The organism is Streptomyces sp. ML-6 (assembly GCF_030116705.1).
Taxonomy (GTDB): Bacteria; Actinomycetota; Actinomycetes; order Streptomycetales; family Streptomycetaceae; genus Streptomyces.
Genome location: NZ_JAOTIK010000001.1, coordinates 6916226 through 6934274, shown reverse-complemented (window position 1 = coordinate 6934274; position 18049 = coordinate 6916226). Strand labels below are relative to the sequence as shown.

The following is an 18049-nucleotide window of genomic DNA, read 5'->3' as shown; positions in this document are numbered from 1 at the left end:
CGGGGCGGTCGTCAGGGACGGTTCAGACGGGCGAGCGCGGGGTGGGCCTCGACGTATCCGTCGACGAGGCGTTCGGCGACGGTCACCGAGTCGACCAGCGGGTGCAGGGCGAAGGCCTTCACGGCGGTCGCGCGCGAACCGCTCTCCGACGCTTCCAGGACCGCGCGTTCGACCGCCTTGACCGCGGTGACCAGGCCGACGGCATGGTACGGAAGCGGGTCGACGGCGAGGGGGCGGGCGCCGTTGGCGTCGACCAGGCACGGCACCTCGATGACGGCTTCGGCGTCGAGCACCGGGAGCGTGGTCCGGTTGGGGACGTTGAGGATGAGCGTGGTCCGTTCGTCGCGGGCGACCGCCCGCATGAGGGCGAGCGCCACCTGCTCGTAGCCGCCGGACTCCAGGTCGCTCCCGTCCCGTTCGCCGACCCCGGCGACCTCCCTGTTCTCCGACATGTACGTGGCCTCGCGTTCGGCGCGCGTGCGGTCCCAGGTGGCCAGGGCGGGGGCCGCCGGGTCCTTCATCCGGGCGTAGAAGCCCTCCTGCTGCTCGCGGAGGAAGGCGCCGCGGGTCTGCTCGGCCTCCTGGTAGGCGCGTACCGCTTCCCGGTTGAAGTAGTAGTAGTGCAGGTACTCGTTGGGGACGGCGCCCAGCGAGCGCAGCCAGTCGGCGCCGAACAGCCGGCCTTCCTCGAAGGAGCCGAGGAGGGCCGGGTCCGCGAGCAGTCGCGGGAGTTCGTCCCGGCCGTCGACGCGCAGTCCGCGGACCCAGCCCAGGTGGTTCAGGCCGACGTAGTCGATCCGGGCCCGGTCCGGGTCGGCGCCGAGCACCCGGGCGATGCGGCGGCCGAGACCCACCGGGGAGTCGCAGATGCCGATGACCCGGTCCCCGAGGTGGCGGGACATGGCCTCGGTGACCAGACCGGCCGGGTTGGTGAAGTTGATGACCCAGGCGTCGGGGGCGAGCCGTGCGATGCGCCGGGCCAGGTCGACGGCGACGGGCACGGTGCGCAGGCCGTAGGCGATGCCGCCCGCCCCCACCGTCTCCTGGCCGAGCACGCCCAGGTCGAGGGCGACGCGTTCGTCGGCCGCCCGGCCTTCGAGGCCGCCCACCCGGATCGCCGAGAAGACGAAGTCGGCGCCGCGCAGGGCCTCGTCGAGGTCGGTGGTGGCATCGACGGCGGGCGCGTCGGGGACGTTCTCGGCCTGTTCGGCGAGCACCCGGGCCACCGCGGTGAGCCGGTCGGCGTCGGTGTCGTAAAGGGTGACCGCCGATACGCGGCCCTCGGCGTGGTCGGCGAGCAGCGCCCCGTACACGAGGGGAACCCGGAATCCGCCGCCGCCCAGAATTGTCAGCTTCACGCTTCCGCATGGTACGGGGGGCCGGATCGGGCCGGGCACGAACGACTCCGGACGGCGGGGCCCGGCCCGGCGCGGGGAATCCGTACGAGCGGCCTCCGTACCGACGGGGTCCGGCCCGGTGACCGCGGACCGTGGGTCCGTCGCCACCGGGCCGGATGCCGGTGCCGTCCGCCCCTGGTCGGGACGGAGCGGGTCAGTCGCCGCTCCACCAGCGGGAAACGACCCGCCACAGCCTGACCGGTGCGGACCGGCCGCGCTGCTGCGGGATGTGGCCCACGGCGGGCTGCGCCGCGGGGGTGCTTCCCGTCTCGTCGACGACCGCCGTCATGGCCGCCGCGCCCGTCGTGGCCGGGGCCGGGGCGGGCGGCGGAAGGGGCGGGCGGCCGGGGGTGGGGGCGGTGTGCCGGACGGTCGACTGCACCTCCCAGTCCTGGCGCTGCGCGTTGGGCTTGCCCATGGACGGCGGTTCCCGGTCGTCCTGCGGCGCACGCGCGGCGAAGTCCGCCGGGAGTTCCACCAGATGCCGCCCCATGATGTTCCCCACCCACCTCAGCTCGCTCTCGTCGACGGCGAGTTCGAGGTCGGGCAGTCGCATCAGCAGGGCGTCGACACCGACGTCGGCGATGGCGCGGCCGATGTCCTGTCCCGGGCATTCGTGCGGGCCGCCGCTGAACGCCAGGTGGGCGCGGTTACCCGCCATGTCGGCGTTCAGGTCGGGCCGTACGACCGGGTCGGTGTTGGCCGGTGCGATGCCGACGATCAGGGCGTCGCCCGCCTTGATCTGCTTGCCGCCCAGTTCGGTGTCGCCGACCGCCCAGCGGCCGAAGATCGCGGTGAACGGCGGTTCGTCCCACAGCGTCTGCTCGACCGCCTCGGGCACCGTCATGTGACCGCCGCTGAGCCGGGCCCGGAAGCGCGGGTCGGTGAGGACCATCCGCAGGACGTTGGCGATCAGGTTGGCGGTCGCCTCGTAGGAGGCGATGAGGATCAGCCGCAGGTGTTCGCTGACCTCCTGGTCGTTCATCCTCGCGGGGTGCTCGATGAGCCAGGTGGCGAAGTCGTCCGCGGGTTCGCGGCGGCGGCGCTGGACGAGCCGGGTCAGCGCCTCCAGGACGTAGGCGTTGCTCGCGACGGCGGTCGCCGTGCCCCGGGTCATGTCGCGGGCGGCCTGGACCATCCGGTCGTTGTACTCCTCGGGCATGCCGATGATCGCGCACATCACCATCATCGGCAGCCGTTCGGCGAACTGGCCGACCAGGTCGACGCGGCCTTCCTGGCAGAAGTCGTTGACCAGCCGGTTGCTGTAGCGGTTGACGTGCCGGCGGACGCCGCGGGTGTCGATGCGGCCCATGCTGTCGGTGACCGCGCCGCGCTGGCGCTCGTGGGTGGCGCCGTCGGCGAAGACGCAGATCGGCTGCCAGGTGAAGATCGGGGCGAGTGGGTGGTCCGGGGCGACGCTGCCGTCCTGCAGGGCCCGCCACCGCCGGGAGTCGCGGGAGAACTGCGAGGGGGTGCGGGTCATGTGCAGGTTCTCGCTGTGGCCGAGGACCAGCCAGGCGGGCACGTCCCCGTGCAGCAGCACGGGGGCCACGGTGCCGTGTTCGGCGCGGAGTTTCTCGTAGAGCCCGTGGGGGTCCCGCTCGGCCTCCGGGCCGTAGAACCGGCGCAGTCCGCCGGGCCCGATGCCGAGGCCGTGGGCCGGGCACTCGGGGGGCGGAAACGACCCCTGGGCCGCTCCGGACTCGTAGGGAAATGGGGTTGTCACGATCGCTCCAGGGATCAGGATTCCAAGGACCAGACGGGTGGGGATGCGTGAGGGGGGTGGGGGGGCACGGTCAGGCGAGCGGGAGCGCCAGACTGTGCAGGTAGCGCATCAGGGTCATCAGCACGTCGCGGCTGGAGCCGCGCAGCCGGGCGTCGCAGTCGATCATCGGGACCTCCTCGGGGAGGTCCAGAGCGCTGCGCAGTGCCTCGACGGGGTGCTTCGGGGCGTCGGGGAAGGTGTTGATGGCGACGACGAACGGCACGCCGCGCTCCTCCAGCCGCCCGATGACGTCGAAGCTGACTTCGAGCCGGCGGGTGTCGATGAGGACCACCGCACCGAGGGCTCCCTCGAACAGCCCGTTCCACAGGAACCAGAAACGTTCCTGGCCCGGTGTTCCGAACAGATAGAGGACCAGCTCCTCGCTGATGGAGATCCGGCCGAAGTCCATGGCGACGGTGGTGGCGGTCTTGCTCTCCACCCCGTAGTTGTCGTCCACGCCGACCCCGGCCTGGGTCATGGTCTCTTCGGTGGTCAGCGGCCGGATCTCGCTGACCGATCCGACCATGGTCGTCTTGCCGACCCCGAACCCGCCGACGACCACGACCTTCACCGCGGCGGTCGCCGTGGTGGGAAGGACGTCCTCGCGTCGGGGGCCGGTGATCGTGTCAGAGTTTCTGAAGTCCATGCATCACCGCTTCGAGGAGGGACCTGTCCGGGAGTGTGGCGCGCACGATGGGTGCGCGCGATTCGATGAGTTCGGCGGCGAGGAGCTCGGTGAGGAGCGACGTGACGACGCTGAAGGGCAGTGCGAGGTACGCGGATAGCTCCGCGACGGATAACGGTGCCTGGCACAGGCGCAGGATCACCGCCTGCTCGGGCTGGACCGTCGGCGTCGGCTGGGCCTTCGCGACGATCATCGTGACCAGGTCGAGAGCCGCTCGCTCGCTGCCGTCGGGATCGCCGGTGATCACGTACAGCCGTTCCGGATCGCTCAGGGCGGGATCGGCTTTTCGGCGCTCTCGTCGGGGAGAACTCATCCGGACAGCCCGTCGTGGCGCGGCGGACTCGTCAGATGGGCGCCGATCCTGACGACCATGTCGCGCATCCGCGATCCGACGAGTCCGGCGTCGACCGTCTCGCCGGCCAGGACGGCGAGGTACGCGCCCGTCCCGGCGGCCATCAGGTAGAAGAAGCCGCCGGTGACCTCGATGACGACCAGGCGCATGAGCCCGTCGCTGTACGGGATTTCGGAGGCGACGGCCGCGGCCAGGCTCTGCAGTCCGGCACAGGCCGCCGCGAGGCGGTCGGCGACATCGGGGTCGCCGCCGTGCTGGGCGATGCGCAGACCGTCGGCGGAGAGCACCACGATCTGGTGGATGTCCGGTACGTCGTCGGCCAGCTGCTTGAGCATCCAGTCCATGTTTCCCCGCTGCTGGATCACTTCAGGTCTCCCTTGTCCCACGCGTCATCGGAGTCTTCGTCGGTCTTCGGGTCCTGCGGCACGCCGTTGACGGCGTTGGTGAATGCCTCCAGCCAGAGTCCGGGCGGCTGCTCCTTGCCGTTCTCACCGCCCGGTCCATGGCCGTTGGCATGGCCGTTGCGCCGGCCGGCGGTGGGGTCGACGGGCTGGGCGGGGAGGTTGTGCGAGCCGAGGGGCGCGCGGCCGCGGCTGCGGCGTTGCGGGAGTCCTCCGGCGGTCCACTCGGTCACCACGGGGACGTCGTCCTCCATGGCGGCCGGGGGGACGACCGGCCTGGTGATGGGGGCGACCGGTCCGGTGGCGGGGCGCTGGGCCACGGGGGTGCGGGGCTTGCGGCGGGGGGGCACGACGTGCTTCATGGCCTCCTGGTCGATGTCGCTGGTGGGCCTCGACGTGGCGCCGATGCCGTGGGCGATGCCGGGAGCGGGTCCGGTGGTGATCATGGCGCGGGGCACGATGAGCACGGCGCGGACGCCGCCGTACGCGGACTGCCGCAGGGAGACCTGGAGGTCGTACATCCGGGCGAGGCGTCCGACGACGGCCATGCCGAGTCGCGGGGACTCGCCGAGGTCGTTCATGTTGGAGCCGGCCTGGGCCCTGGCGAGCATGTTCTCGGCCCGCGAGCGGGCCTCCTCGCTGAGCGAGACGCCGCCGTCCTCGATCTCGATGGCGATGCCGGTCTGCACCTCGACGGCGGTGACGTGCACCCGGGTCTGCGGGGGCGAGTAGCGGGTGGCGTTGTCGAGGAGCTCGGCGCAGGCGTGGATGAGCGGTTCGACGGCCGTGCCGATGATGGCGACCTTGGCGATCGAGTGCAGATCGACGCGGGGGTACTCCAGGATGCGCGACATGGCGCCGCGCAGCACGCTGAACAGCGGTACGGGCTTGGGCCACTGGCGGCTGGGCCGGGCCCCGCCGAGTACCGCGATGGAGTCGGCGAGGCGGCCGATCAGCGCGGTGCCGTGGTCGATGCGGAGCAGGTCGTCGAAGACGTCGGGGTTGCGCCCGTGATGCTCCTCCATCTCACGCAGTTCGCTCGCCTGGCGGTGGACGATCGCCTGGACACGCCGGGCGACGTTGACGAAGGCGCGCTGCGCGGAGTCACGCATGGCTTCTTCGTTGTCGATGATGTTGAGCACCGTGTAGACGAGGGTGCGCTGGGCGTCGGGCAGGTCGCGGTACGACTCGTCCGCGTCCACGACGTCGCGGAGCACCTCCTCGGGCGAATTCCCCACGCGCAGGCGGTGGATGGCGGCCGGCAGGAGCACCTTGCTGATCCGCACGGTCTCGTCGTCGTGGATGGCGATGCGCCGTTCCAGGTCGGCGAAGCGGCGTTCGTACACCGCGCGCTGGATGCGCAGGTCACGGGCCCTGCGGGCGAGTTGGACGGTGAGCGCGGCGATCACGACGGTGGCGAGCACGCCGCACCAGACGACTGGTATCCGCGCGGGCTCGGGGACCAGCGCCGCCGCGGCGGCGGTCGCGCCGCCGATCAGGAGCACGGGCAGCAACACGGCGCGAACGACCGGGGTTTCCCGGTCGGTCGGCGGTGATTCAACACGGACCATCTAGAACCTCTGGCGGTTGATTCGGGAGGTACAGGCGCTTGCAGGACAGTCGGGAACAAGCGCTCGAATTCATATCAACTCGGCTTCACTGCGCGTGAGCTTAGTCAGATCGAATCAGGGCTTCGGCCCATTCACCCAACCCCCTGCGCGAGCGCTCCGGCGGTAATACACTCACGAGTTTTTGCACGCACCGCCGCCACGCGTGCGCGGGGAGTGACGATGGTCGACATCAGGCGTCCCGCGAGGCATTCCGTACCGCAGCGCAGGACAGAGTTCATGTCGTCATGGAGGTGAACCAGGGTAATCACGCACGGAGTTCACCTGCACAGGAGCAACAACTCTCACTCCCGCCCCTCGCGTCGCCCCTCACTTCGTCCCACACCAAGGGACAGTCGTACGCACGAGCGAGAGGGGTCGAAAGGGACGTGTTCATGGGTCGGGTGAGGGTGACCTTCCGGGGCGCCGGGGTGACGGCCGGTGCGGACGGCGTCGGCGCGGGCGGGCGTCGCGCACCCTCGCGCTCCGTGGAACACCCCCCGGAACGAGGCCGGTTGAACCCCGCCTCGGACCCCGCACCGGGCCGTCGTCCCGGATCATGTCCGGGTACGTCGCGTCACGAGACGCACCGGAACCGACGAGGAACGGACGCACCATGGGGCCGACGCGGAGCTACACCATCGAATCGCTCGACACCGGACTCCGGTTGATGCGGCTGTTCCTCACCCACGACACGCTGACCGTCTCCCGGGCGGCCGAGCTGCTCTCCGTGGGCAGGTCCACCGCGCACCGGGTGCTCAGCACACTGGAGGGGCGGGGCTTCGCGGTCCGGGACTTCTCCGGCCGCGGTTACGCACCGGGCCCCGAGCTGGTCCGGCTCGGGCTCCCGGCCGGCTTCGGCACGGCGATCCGCGAACGGCTCGGCCCCGTGCTGGAGGACGCGGTGCTGCGTACCGGCGAAACGGTGCAGAGCGCGGCGTTGATCGGCGACCGGATCGTCATCACCGACGGCCGCGAGTCCCCGCACCCGGTGCGGGTGATGTCGGGAATCGGCCGCACGTGCCCCGCCCACACCACGGCGGGCGGCAGGATGCTGCTCTCCCGGATGGCGCCGGAACAGGTCCGCGCCCTCTACCCGCAGGAGGAGCTGCCGCCGACCGCGTCGAACGCCCTCACGTCGCGTTCCGCGCTGCTCGCCGAGCTCGACGAGGTCCGCGGGCGGGGGTACGCGGTCAGCCGCGGGGAATCGGTCCGGGGCGTGTACGCCGTGGCCGTCCTCCTGACCGGGTCGAGCTGGCGCGACCGGCTCGCCCTGACCGCCTCGGCCCCCGCCGACCGGGGCGGCGACGCGGCGCTCGCCCGGCGCGCCGAGGAACTCCGCCGCTCCGCCGCGCTGCTGGACGGGCCCGACGCGGGGCACGGGGCGGCACCGCGGTGAGGACGCGCGGGCAGGTGGAACCGGGCGTACGCCGGAGAGAGGTGGGGCGGGGCCGGTGGGCCGGCCCTGCCCCGCGCGGGCCCGGGGTCAGCGGCGGCTGCCGCCGATCCGTCCCTCCAGCTGGACGAGCAGCTCGCCGAGCTGGGCACTGAGCCGGGCGTGGGTGTGCTCGTCGAGGCCCGACAGGACCGTGCGCTCGTACGCCAGTTGCCGCGGCAGCAGCATGTCCACCAGCTCGCGTCCCTCCTCGGTGAGGCGGACGTGGTTGACGCGGCGGTCGCGGTCGTCGCACCGGCGGTCGACCAGGCCGCGCTCCTGGAGGACCCGCAGGCGCTTGGTGACGGCGGCGCCGGAGGAGAACGTCTCCCTGGCCAGCTCGCCGGGGGTCAGTTCGCGGTCGGTGCGGCGTACCGCCCCGAGCAGGTCGAACTCGGCGCGGGTCAGTCCGGCGGCGCGCAGCGGGGCGTCCTCCGCCTGCTGGAGCAGGGCGGCACAGCGGTTGATGCGGCCGATGAGTTCCATCGGTCCGGTGTCCAGCTCCGGGTTGACGGCCTGCCACTGCCGTACCACCGAGGCGACGATGTCGTCGGTCACACCGCTCCGTTCTCCGGGGCGGGGGCGAGCAGCCCCTGCCGTATTGCTGTAGCGGCGAGCGTACGGTGTCCGGCCCGTTCGGCCGCGAGGACCTGCTCCCGGGGCAGGGTGCGCTGCCACCATTCGCCCGCGGCGGTGTCCTCGGCGTCGCGCAGTTCGACGAGCGCCCCGGCCAGCCCGCGGCGGGCGGCGTCCAGGGCGGCGGGGTCGGTCTGCGGCGCGGCCAGCGTGCTCACGGCCCGGGCGCGGGCGAGTTCGGTGGCGGCCAGGGCCTTCTCCAAGCGTCCGGCGGCCCGGCGGTTGGTCACCAGGACGGCGGCGAGCAGGCCCGTGCCGGCCCCGATGACGGTGTCCAGGACCCGGTCGCCGATGAGTTCGCCGGCCGGGTGGGTGCCGCCGAATTCCAGGACCAGCAGCGCCATCGGGGTGACGGCCACGGAGCCGAGCCAGTAGTTGCGGGTGATCAGGGCCTCGGCCGCGAAGCCGAAGAACAGGCAGCAGCCGATGAGGGCCAGGGGGCCGGTGCGGCTGACGGGGAGGACGGCGGCGAAGACGAGGACGCCGATGAGATTGCCCAGGGTGCGCTGCAGGGCCCGGTTCCAGGACAGCGTCACATTGGCCTGGTAGAGGGAGGCGGCGGTCACGATGGCCCAGTAGGGACGGCCGACTCCGGCCGCCTGGGAGACGTATCCGGCCAGGGCGCAGCCGACGAGCGTGCGGACGCCGATGGGCAGCAGCGGGGAGCCGGGGGCGAGGCCGCGCAGCAGCGTGCGGCGGGCCTCGCGTCGGCTCGTGCCGCGCCGGGCGGCCCGCTCGGAGGCGATGCCGAACGATTCGTCCGAGGTGCCCGGGACGGGGCCGCGGGCGCGGGTCCGTCGCGCCCAGGCCCGGAGCCGGTCGGGGTCCGGCGCGAGGACGGGCACGGCCGGGGAGGCGCCGGGGGAGGTGTCGAGGGGCACTCCGAGGGTCGCCGTCTCGGCGTGGACGACGAGGCGTTCGAGCGCCCGGCGCGTGGGGGTGGGGCGTCCGGCGGCGAGCAGGGACTGCCGGGCCGCGTGCACGGCGGCGGCCGCCGCGTGCCGGGTGCGGGGCCGGGGTCGGCCAGGTGGGCGGCGGCCGCGTCGAGGGCGCGGGCCGTCGCCCGGCGCTCGGGGCCCTCCCGGCGCAGGAGCGCGGGGCCGACCGCGACCAGCCAGGCGATCGCCCCGGCGGCCAGGGTCAGCGCGAGGTGGCCCGGCACCTGGCCGAGCCGTTGCGGGGCGAAGAGCGCGGCCGAGGTGACGAACGTGAAGATCACCGGTCCGGGCGGGCCGATGCGGGTGGCGTCGCAGAGCGTCTTCTGCCCGGCCGCGAGGACGGCCCCCACCGCGATCAGCACGGTGGCCGACCCGGTGAGGGAGGCCGCGACCAGCGATACCGCCATGCCGATGACCATGGAGACGACGACTCCGGCGACGGCGCGGGCCCGACGCGCGTAGGGCAGATTGTGGCCGTACAGGGCGCAGAGCGAACCGGCCATCGTGTACATCACGAGGTCGAGCCGGTCGAGGGCGAGCAGCACCAGGTCCGGTACGGCGGTGGCGACGACCACGCTCAGCGCCGGTTTGAACCACATGTCCGAGGGCCGGGCGAGACGCAGCGGGGCCGCCAGCGGGAGCCTGCGGACGGAGGGCTGCCGGGACCAGGTGGTTGTATCGCTCACTCAAATACTTTAGCAGGTGTTACACCCGTAAAGTATTTTCTCCGGGTCGCCGGCCGGCGGCCCCCGGGCCACACTGATCGCAGCACCCACGCACCCGCTCCCCACCCGGCCCCGCATCCGCCCGCGGCGCGCGCCGATGCAGGCCCTCTGGAGTCCAGCCGATGTACGAGAGCGACGCCGGACTGCTCGCCCCCGGGCGGGCCGGCTCCCCCGCCGAGACGGCCACCGGCGACAGCGCCTTCCTGCGGGCGATGCTCGACGCCGAGGCCGCGCTCACCCGCGCCCAGTCCGACTGCGGGCTGGCCCCGGCCGGCGCGGGACAGGCGGTGACCGCGGCGGCGGCCGACATGAGCCGGTTCGACGTGCGGGACCTCGCACTGCGCGCCCGTGCGGGCGGCGACCCGGTCGTCCCCCTGGCCCTGGACCTGGCGACCAGGGTGACGGAGAACTTCCGGCCGTACGTGCACCGGGGCGCGAGCGGTCAGGACATCCTCGACACGGCCGCCATGCTGGTCGCCGCGCGCACCCTGGCACCGGTGCTCGACGACCTGGCGCGGACCGCGGAAGCGATGGCCCGGATCGCCACCGCGCACCGCAACACCCCGATGGCCGGCCGCGCGCTCACCCAGCACGTCGCGCCGACCACCTTCGGACTGAAGGCGGCCGGGTGGCGCGCGCTGATCCTCGACGCCCGGGACCGGCTCTCGGCCGTACGGGAGTCGCTGCCCGTCCAGCTGGGCGGTGCGGCGGGGACGCTGGCGTCGTTCGGGGCCTACGCGCCCGACGCCGACACCGACGGGATCGATCCGGGGCTGCCGCTGCTCCAGATGTTCGCGAACGAACTCGGCCTGGCCGAACCCCTGCTGCCCTGGCACACCCTGCGCACCCCGATCGCCGACCTGGCGGGGGCGCTGGCCTTCACGGCGGGCGCGCTCGGCAAGACGGCGGCCGATGTGCTCACCCTGTCCCGTACCGAGATCGGCGAGATCGCCGAGGCGCAGGGCGACGGCCCGGCCGTCCTGGCGCACCGGGCCGATCCGGTGCGCGCCACGCTGATCGCGGCGGCGGCCCGCCGCGCCCCCGGCCTGGCGGCGACGCTGTACGGCTCGCTCACGGCCGAGGACGAGCGGCCGGCCGGGGCCTGGCACGCCGAGTGGGAGCCGCTGCGCGAACTGCTGCGGCTGGTCGGCGGCGCCGCGCGGGATGCCGCCGAACTGACCGGGGGACTGCGCGTCGTCCCCTACGCCATGCGGGAGAACCTCCAGCTCACCGATGGGCTGATCGTCTCGGAGCGGCTGACCGCCGCGTTCGCGGAACGGATCGGCCGCAGGCGCGCCGCCGCGGTGCTGGCGAGCGCCGCCGTGCGGGCCCGCGCGGAGACCACGGACCTGTCCGACGTCCTCGCCGACGTCCTCGACGAGGAGCCCGAACTGGCGGGGATCGACCTGGCAGAACTGACCGAGCCCGCCCGGTACATCGGCTGCGCGGGCGCGCTCACCGACCGTGCGCTGGACCGCGGCTGATCGCTCCCCCGAAACGCCCTCGCGCCCACCCGGGGCGGACCGGTTCGCCCCCGCGGGCGACGGCCCGGCCCCTCGCACCCCATTCGGCATACCGAATGGCCCCCATGTCGACCCGTAGGGCATCCACCCCTCATTGAAATTTCACACACCACGTACGATGACGGAATGAACGAACCTGGCGGGCAGCGGCCCCGGGGAAGGCGGGGCATCGGCGCCCCGGTCGCCCTCGGCTGGCTCTTCGTGCTGTTCGCCATGGTCACGTGCTGTGCGACCCCGGCTCCGTCCTCGCACGGTTCCGGCGCCCACAGCACCTCCGTCGCCGCCCGGGCCCTCACTCCGGCGCACGCCGCGCCCGCGCCGTCCGTGGTGGCCGACACCTCCGCGGACCGGGGCATGGGCAGTTCCTGCCACGGCACGGTCGAGCACGCGACGCCCGTCGTGCTGCCCGGCCAGAGCGCGCCCGCGGCCCTTCCCGGTGCCACCGTCGCCGCCCCCGCCGCCCCGCTCACCGGAGCCGCCACGATCCGCGGCCCCTCCAACGACGCCGTGCGCGCGGTCGACCATCTCCGTCTGCAGGTTCAACGGGTCTAGAGGCAGGCCCCCGTTTTCCGGAGAAGAACCGGAAAGCGGGCTCCCCCATGCCCCGATCCCACCCGTCTTGTCGAACCGAAGGACCCCCATGGCTTCCGCCAAGAACCAGAACGCCTCCGCCGCGCGCCGCGCCAAGCTGGAGGAGGCCCGCCGCAAGGAACGGGCCCGTGAGCGGCGCAGCCGCATCATCACCATCACCGCGTCCGTCGCCGTGGTGGCCGCGCTCGTCGCGGGCGGCGGATATCTGATGTCCGCGGCCGACGACCAGGAGAAGGCCGAGGCCGAGGCCAAGTCCTCGCCCGTGAAGGGCGAGCGGACCTGGGACAAGCTCTCCCAGAACCACGTCGACAAGCAGGTCTCCTACCCGATGAACCCGCCGGTCGGCGGCGACCACCACCCGGTCTGGATGAACTGCAACGCCGATGTCTACACCAAGGCGATACCGAAGGAGAACGCCGTGCACTCCCTGGAGCACGGTGCGGTCTGGGTGACGTACACGGACAAGGCGAAGCCCGCCGACGTCGAGAAGCTCAGCACGCGGGTCAAGACGACGCCCTACTCGCTGATGAGCCCGGTCGAGGACCAGGCCGCGCCGATCATGCTCAGCGCCTGGGGCAAGCAGGTGACGGTGACCAGCGCCACCGACGCGCGGGTCGAGCAGTTCTTCACCAAGTACGTGCAGGGCCCGCAGACACCGGAGCCGGGCGCTGCCTGCAGCGGCGGGATCGCCGGATGACGCCCGCCGTCCGCTCCTCGCGCCCGATGGTGCTGGCGGGCGGCACGGTGCTGCTGCTCGCACTGGGCCTGATCGCGCTGATGCTCGTACGGCCGTCCGCGTCCGCGTCCGCGGGCTCCGGCCCCGCCACGGCCGCTCCCCCGGACTCCTCGGTCGACGTGGGCTTCGCCCGCGACATGTCGGTCCACCACCAGCAGGCGGTCGAGATGTCGTTCATCGTCCGGGACCGCACCTCCGACGAGGCGGTGCGCCTGCTCGCGTACGACATCATCAACACCCAGGCCAATCAGCGCGGCATGATGCTCGGCTGGCTGGAGAGCTGGGGCCGGGCGAAGTCGTCCGGGGCCGAGCCGATGGCCTGGATGGGACACTCCTTCACCCCCCGGGGCGACGGTTCGCTGATGCCCGGCATGGCGACCGACAGCGAGCTGGACGCGCTGCGGGCGGCGAAGGGGAAGAAGGCGGAGGTGCTGTTCCTGAAGCTGATGACCGTGCACCACCGGGCGGGCGCGGAGATGGCTCAGGCCGCGGCCACCTCGGCGGACACCGAACTGATCAGGAACCTGGCGGCGGGCATGGTCCGGGGCCAGCAGTCGGAGATCGAGCTCATGGCGGACATGCTCGAGAAGCGCGGCACGAAGCCCTGACCCGGTACCGGTGCACGGGCCCGGAACCCATATCGGTGCACGGACCCATATCCGGTACCGGTGCACGGGCCCTGACCCGGTATCGGTGCACGGGCCCGGAACCGGCTTCCGTCGGCGGCCCGTCCGTGGGGGTTCCTCCCCTGCGGACGGGCCGCTCGCGCATGCGACACGGCCCGGGGGAGGCGCCCGGCCGCTGCGCCCGACCGGCGGCGGGGCTCGGGGGCGCGCCTGGGTGGAGACGGTGCGGCGGCTGTCCGGACGGCCGGTGATCGTGCCTGGCGACGGAGACCGCCGCACCGGCCGCGGCGGCGACGGTGCGGATCCGGTCACGATCGCCACCGGCTGGGGCACCGGCAAGGACGTCCGACTGCCCTCCGCGCCACGGGACTCGGCCGCCCGGGACCGGATCGGCTCGGTGCCGGAACGGGCCGCGGGCCCTCTGCCGGGCGGCCGCCGACCCGTCGTCTCCCAGGGTCCCCGCACGCCCCGCGCGTCCCGCCTCCGGGTGCCCGTGCGCCCTCGCGCGCGCCGCGTCGTACGCCCCGCGGGCAGTGCTGACCTGCTGTCACGCCGGTCCGGCCGGTACCCGTCGGTGCTCCCCCCGTAGCCCGTGGACCGGTTTGGGGAAGCGAAGCGGTCTTCACTAGGATCCGGCGATGATCATAAGAAAAAGGCTGACGGCCGGGGTGGGCATCCTGCTCGCGACCCTGACCGCCGGGCTCGGTTCGGCGATTCCCGCCGCTGCCGACGAAGCCCCCGCCAAAGCCTCCCCCAAGGTCGAGCTGGTGCTCGACGTCAGCGGTTCCATGAGGACCCGTGACATCGACGGCCAGTCCCGGATGGCCGCGGCGAAGCAGGCGTTCAACGAGGTCCTGGACGCGGTTCCCGAGCAGGTGCAGCTCGGCATCCGGACGCTCGGCGCCGACTACCCGGGCGACGACCGGAAGGTGGGCTGCAAGGACACCAGGCAGCTCTACCCGGTCGGGCCGCTCGACCGCACCGAGGCGAAGACGGCCGTCGCCACCCTCGCCCCCACCGGCTGGACCCCGATCGGTCCGGCCCTGCTGGGCGCCGCCGACGACCTGGAGGGCGGCGACTCCACCCGCCGGATCGTTCTGATCAGCGACGGCGAGGACACCTGCGGCCCGCTCGACCCGTGCGAGGTCGCCCGGGACATCGCGGCCCGCGGCATCCACCTCGTCATCGACACCCTGGGCCTGGTCCCGAACGCGAAGATCCGCGAGCAGCTGACCTGCATCGCCGAGGCCACCGGCGGCACCTACACCGCCGTCCAGCACACCGACGAACTCTCCGGCCGTGTCAAGCAGTTGGTGGACCGGGCCGCCGAGCCCGTCGTCACCCCGGTGGCGACCGAGGGCACCGACCGGTGTGCCACCGCGCCGCAGCTCAAGCCCGGTCTGTACACCGACCGCCAGGAGTTCGGCCGGCACCGCTGGTACCGGGTGGACGTGCTGCCCGGCCAGGAACTGCGCACCTCGGTCAGCGTGTTCGCCGACCGGGCCGTGAACAACGACTACGGCGTGCTGCTGCGGGCGCTGACCGTGCACGGCCGGGAGATCGTGCGGGGTTCGGAGTCGGGCACCGGCCGCACCGACGCGATCTCCTCCGGTCTGCGCTATCCGAAGGCCGGTTCGGCCGAAACGGACAGCGACGACAAGCCGGCCGCCGAGACCGTGTGCCTCCAGGTCGGCAACTCCTTCTCGGCACCGGCCTCGGTGAAGACCTCGCCGGGCATGCCGCTCGAGCTGACCGTGGACCTGGTGGACGCCCCGGACGAGGCGTCCGACGTGGCCGCCTTCGGCCTCGGCCGCGGCTGGTGGCTGCTGGGCGTGCTGGTCCTCACCGGACTGGCCGTGGGCCTGGTGTTCGGCTGGATCTCGCGCTGGCGCATCGCCGTCTGGAGGACCAACTGATGAAGCGGACGACACGTGCGTTCACGGCCGCGCTGCTGACCGGGCTCGCCCTGCTGACCCCGGCGGGCGCCGCGCTGGCCGACGACCCGTCGGCGAGCCCGAGCGCTTCCGACGAGGAGGCCGGCCCCACCGAGGCGGGCACCACCTTCCGTACGGCGACGGCGATCCAGCAGGGCCGGACCGCCACCGCCGAGGCGTCCACGGGTGACTACCTGTACTGGGTCTTCCCCGCCGACGCCGGCCAGCGGGCCACCGTCAAGGCGAAGATCACCCTGCCCGAGAGCGCCACCCGACACGGTGCCTCGACGTGGCAGGTCGACGTGTACGACGGACTGCGGCGCCGTCAGGCGTGCATGTACGGCCGCCAGACCGGAAAGGCGGCGGCCGACGCGTCGACGGTCGAACTGGCCTGCGTCCTGCGGACCGTCCGGGCCTGGGCCGAGCCGTGGTCCGACGACCCGCTGCCGGGCAGCTACTACGTACGTCTCACGGTCGTCGGGCTGCCCCCGTCCGACCTGGGCCTGCCGGTACGGACCGAGGTCGAGGTCACCTCGGTCGACAAGGGCGGCGCCGGTGACGTGGACGGCACCCTCGCCGAGCCCCTGGTGCCCGGCGTGTCCTCCGTCGCGCAGGCCTCCGACGACTCGGCCGCCGGGGACGACGGCGCGTCGGACGAGGCGTCGTCCGGCAGCGGGCCCGAGGACGGCTGGTCCTCCGGCTGGTGGACCGACCGCTGGCTGTGGACGGTGGGCGGCGGCGTCCTCGGGGCGCTCGCGGCGGTCTTCGGGTACTCCCTCACCCGTGGCGGCGGCCGCCCGTCCAGGGTGCCGCCGGGCGCCTGACCCGCGCCCCTCGCACGGCCTCCCGACCCGGTGGGCGGGCCCGGCCCCGCAGGGCCCGCCCACCGGGACCGGAACACCGTCCCGCGTTCCCCTTTCTCCCTCTTCCCGCGTGCCCGGCGCCCGGCGCCCGGCCGCCCACGGAGCGTCCGACCCGGCTACTCTCGTCAACTCACGTACCGCGCAGGGCCGATCACATGTGCCACCGGTGCGGGAGCGCTGAAGTCAGGTCGCTGCGCACCCCCCTCGGGTGCGCCACAAGGGAGCGGAGACCTTCATGTCCACGGAGACCGGCCCGGCCATCGACGCCGAGCCGCGGAGCCACACGATCGTGCCGGGCCCGAAGGGGCTGCCGTTCCTCGGGAGCATGCCGCAGTTCGCGAAGAACCCCCTCGCCTTCTTCGAGCGGCTGCGCGGCCACGGGGACATGGTCGGCTGGCGGTTCGGCCCCAACCCGTGCGTGTACATAGCCGATCCGGACTGCATCGGCGAGCTGTTCACCGAGACGGAACGCACCTTCGACCAGCCCGCACTGGGCATCGCCTTCCGTACCGTGATGGGCAACGGCGTGGTGGTCGCCCGCGGCACCGACTGGCGGCGGAAGCGCTCCCTGGTGCAGCCCTCCGTGCGCCCCAAGCAGGTGCGGTCGTACGCGGCGACGATGGCGGGCAGCACGGTGGAGCTGGCCGGTACCTGGTCGGACGGCCAACGCATCGACGTGAAGCGGGAGATGGCCGCCCTGACGCAGCGGATCGCCGTCCGTACGATCTTCGGCGTGGACACCCCGGCCGACACCGAGGCGATGGGCCGGGCGATGGACGTGGCGCAGCAGGAGATCGGCAAGGAGTTCGCCGGGATCGGCGCGCTGCTGCCGGACTGGGTGCCGACGCCGGGCCGGGCCCGGATCAAGAAGGCCGCGGCGGTCATCGACGCCGAGGTGGCCCGGGTCGTCGCCCGCCACCGCGACGGCGGGGACGAGCGCCCCGACCTGCTGAGCCGGCTGCTGACGGCGATCGACGAGACGGGCGCGCACCTCACGGACCGGGAGATCCGGGACGAGACGGTCACCCTGTACATCGGCGGGCACGAGACGACCAGCTCCACGCTGGTGTGGGCCTGGTACCTGCTGTCCCGCAACCCGCGGGCGCGCGCCGCGCTCACCGAGGAACTGGACCGGGTCCTCGGTGACCGCGAGCCGGGGTTCGACGACTACGCCCGGCTGACGTACACCCAGTCCGTGGTCAAGGAGACGCTGCGGCTCTATCCGACGATCTGGCTGATCACCGGCGTCGCCAAGGAGGGGGCGCGGATCGGCGGCGTCCCGATGCCGCAGGGCACCCGGGTGTGGAGCAGCCAGTGGGTGACGCACCGCGACGCGCGGTGGTTCCCCGAGCCCGAGGAGTTCCGCCCCGAGCGCTGGGACCCCGAGGAGGGCGACGACATCGCGGAGTACGCCTGGTTCCCCTTCGGCGGCGGCCCCCGGGTCTGCCTGGGCACCCGGTTCGCGATGGTCGAGGCGGTGCTGATCCTGGCCGTGCTGGCGCGCCGCTTCGAACTGGAGGTGGACCCGGGCACCATCGGCCCCGTACCGGGTCTGACCCTGCAGCCGGACCGGGAGGTGCTGGCGACGCTCCGGGCACGGTGACGGCCCGGGGCGGCTCGCGGGTCCTGCACCCGGGCCCGGTGACGGCCCGGGGCGGCTCGCGGGTCCTGCGCCCGGGCCCGCGGGCCGCCCCGGCACGAGGTGTCGTACGCCGTCCTCGCCGCCCCGCGCACCACCGGGACGCCGTCCGGGTACCGTCCACGCACCATCCGGGCTCCGTCCGGGTGTCGGCCGCGCACCGGACTTACCGCACCAATATGTCCGATCTTTCGCG

15 protein-coding genes and 1 pseudogene are annotated in these 18049 nt (G+C 73.2%); 8 read left to right on the top strand and 8 right to left on the bottom strand.

Features of this window, described 5'->3' with window-relative positions; genetic code table 11:
* Positions 1-11: 11 nt before the first annotated feature.
* The 6 genes from OCT49_RS30460 to OCT49_RS30435 form a co-directional block, all read right to left on the bottom strand.
* Positions 12-1358: a 6-phospho-beta-glucosidase gene (locus OCT49_RS30460; protein ID WP_283855015.1), complete on the bottom strand. Its 1347-nt coding sequence runs from the start codon at positions 1356-1358 to the stop codon at positions 12-14.
* 193 nt (positions 1359-1551) lie between these two features.
* Positions 1552-3123, bottom strand: a complete 1572-nt coding sequence (locus OCT49_RS30455; RefSeq protein ID WP_283855014.1) for a cytochrome P450 — start codon at positions 3121-3123, stop codon at positions 1552-1554.
* A 70-nt stretch (positions 3124-3193) separates the two neighbouring features.
* Positions 3194-3808, bottom strand: a complete 615-nt coding sequence (locus OCT49_RS30450; protein WP_283855013.1) for a GTP-binding protein — start codon at positions 3806-3808, stop codon at positions 3194-3196.
* Positions 3789-4160 (bottom strand): DUF742 domain-containing protein, encoded by a 372-nt coding sequence (locus OCT49_RS30445; RefSeq protein WP_283855012.1) that lies wholly within the window; start codon positions 4158-4160, stop codon positions 3789-3791. Before OCT49_RS30445 ends, OCT49_RS30450 begins: the two co-directional genes overlap by 20 nt.
* Positions 4157-4564 carry a roadblock/LC7 domain-containing protein gene (locus tag OCT49_RS30440; protein WP_148832530.1) on the bottom strand — a complete coding sequence of 136 codons (408 nt, stop codon included), beginning with the start codon at positions 4562-4564 and terminating at the stop codon, positions 4157-4159. The genes OCT49_RS30445 and OCT49_RS30440 overlap by 4 nt, the downstream gene beginning before the upstream one ends.
* Positions 4561-6171, bottom strand: a complete 1611-nt coding sequence (locus OCT49_RS30435) for a sensor histidine kinase (RefSeq protein ID WP_283855011.1) — start codon at positions 6169-6171, stop codon at positions 4561-4563. The genes OCT49_RS30440 and OCT49_RS30435 overlap by 4 nt, the downstream gene beginning before the upstream one ends.
* A gap of 652 nt (positions 6172-6823) precedes the next feature.
* Between OCT49_RS30435 and OCT49_RS30430 the strand changes: the two genes are divergently transcribed.
* Positions 6824-7606 carry an IclR family transcriptional regulator gene (locus OCT49_RS30430; RefSeq protein WP_283855010.1) on the top strand — a complete coding sequence of 261 codons (783 nt, stop codon included), beginning with the start codon at positions 6824-6826 and terminating at the stop codon, positions 7604-7606.
* 87 nt (positions 7607-7693) lie between these two features.
* Here the strand turns inward: OCT49_RS30430 and OCT49_RS30425 are convergent, their stop codons facing one another.
* Together OCT49_RS30425 and OCT49_RS30420 are read right to left on the bottom strand one after the other, a co-directional pair.
* The gene (locus OCT49_RS30425; RefSeq protein ID WP_283855009.1) at positions 7694-8200 is read right to left on the bottom strand and encodes a MarR family winged helix-turn-helix transcriptional regulator; all 507 of its coding nucleotides are present in this window, start codon (positions 8198-8200) and stop codon (positions 7694-7696) included.
* A pseudogene (locus OCT49_RS30420) lies at positions 8197-9815 on the bottom strand (FUSC family protein). Before OCT49_RS30420 ends, OCT49_RS30425 begins: the two are co-directional and overlap by 4 nt.
* A gap of 248 nt (positions 9816-10063) precedes the next feature.
* On the opposite strand from OCT49_RS30420, the gene pcaB reads away from it, so the two are divergent.
* From pcaB to OCT49_RS30385, 7 genes are all read left to right on the top strand, one after another.
* Positions 10064-11425: a 3-carboxy-cis,cis-muconate cycloisomerase gene (pcaB, locus tag OCT49_RS30415; RefSeq protein WP_283855008.1), complete on the top strand. Its 1362-nt coding sequence runs from the start codon at positions 10064-10066 to the stop codon at positions 11423-11425.
* Positions 11426-11590: 165 nt separating this feature from the next.
* Positions 11591-12016 carry a hypothetical protein gene (locus OCT49_RS30410; protein ID WP_283855007.1) on the top strand — a complete coding sequence of 142 codons (426 nt, stop codon included), beginning with the start codon at positions 11591-11593 and terminating at the stop codon, positions 12014-12016.
* 88 nt (positions 12017-12104) lie between these two features.
* Positions 12105-12752, top strand: coding sequence for a thioredoxin-like domain-containing protein (locus OCT49_RS30405; RefSeq protein WP_283855006.1), 648 nt, complete (start codon positions 12105-12107; stop codon positions 12750-12752).
* Positions 12749-13399, top strand: a complete 651-nt coding sequence (locus tag OCT49_RS30400; RefSeq protein WP_283855005.1) for a DUF305 domain-containing protein — start codon at positions 12749-12751, stop codon at positions 13397-13399. Before OCT49_RS30405 ends, OCT49_RS30400 begins: the two co-directional genes overlap by 4 nt.
* A gap of 656 nt (positions 13400-14055) precedes the next feature.
* The gene (locus OCT49_RS30395; RefSeq protein ID WP_283855004.1) at positions 14056-15333 is read left to right on the top strand and encodes a VWA domain-containing protein; all 1278 of its coding nucleotides are present in this window, start codon (positions 14056-14058) and stop codon (positions 15331-15333) included.
* Positions 15333-16175 (top strand): hypothetical protein, encoded by an 843-nt coding sequence (locus OCT49_RS30390; protein WP_283855003.1) that lies wholly within the window; start codon positions 15333-15335, stop codon positions 16173-16175. Before OCT49_RS30395 ends, OCT49_RS30390 begins: the two co-directional genes overlap by 1 nt.
* A gap of 274 nt (positions 16176-16449) precedes the next feature.
* A complete protein-coding gene (locus OCT49_RS30385) occupies positions 16450-17817 on the top strand; it encodes a cytochrome P450 (RefSeq protein WP_283855002.1) in 1368 nt (455 codons plus the stop codon).
* Positions 17818-18049: the final 232 nt, after the last annotated feature.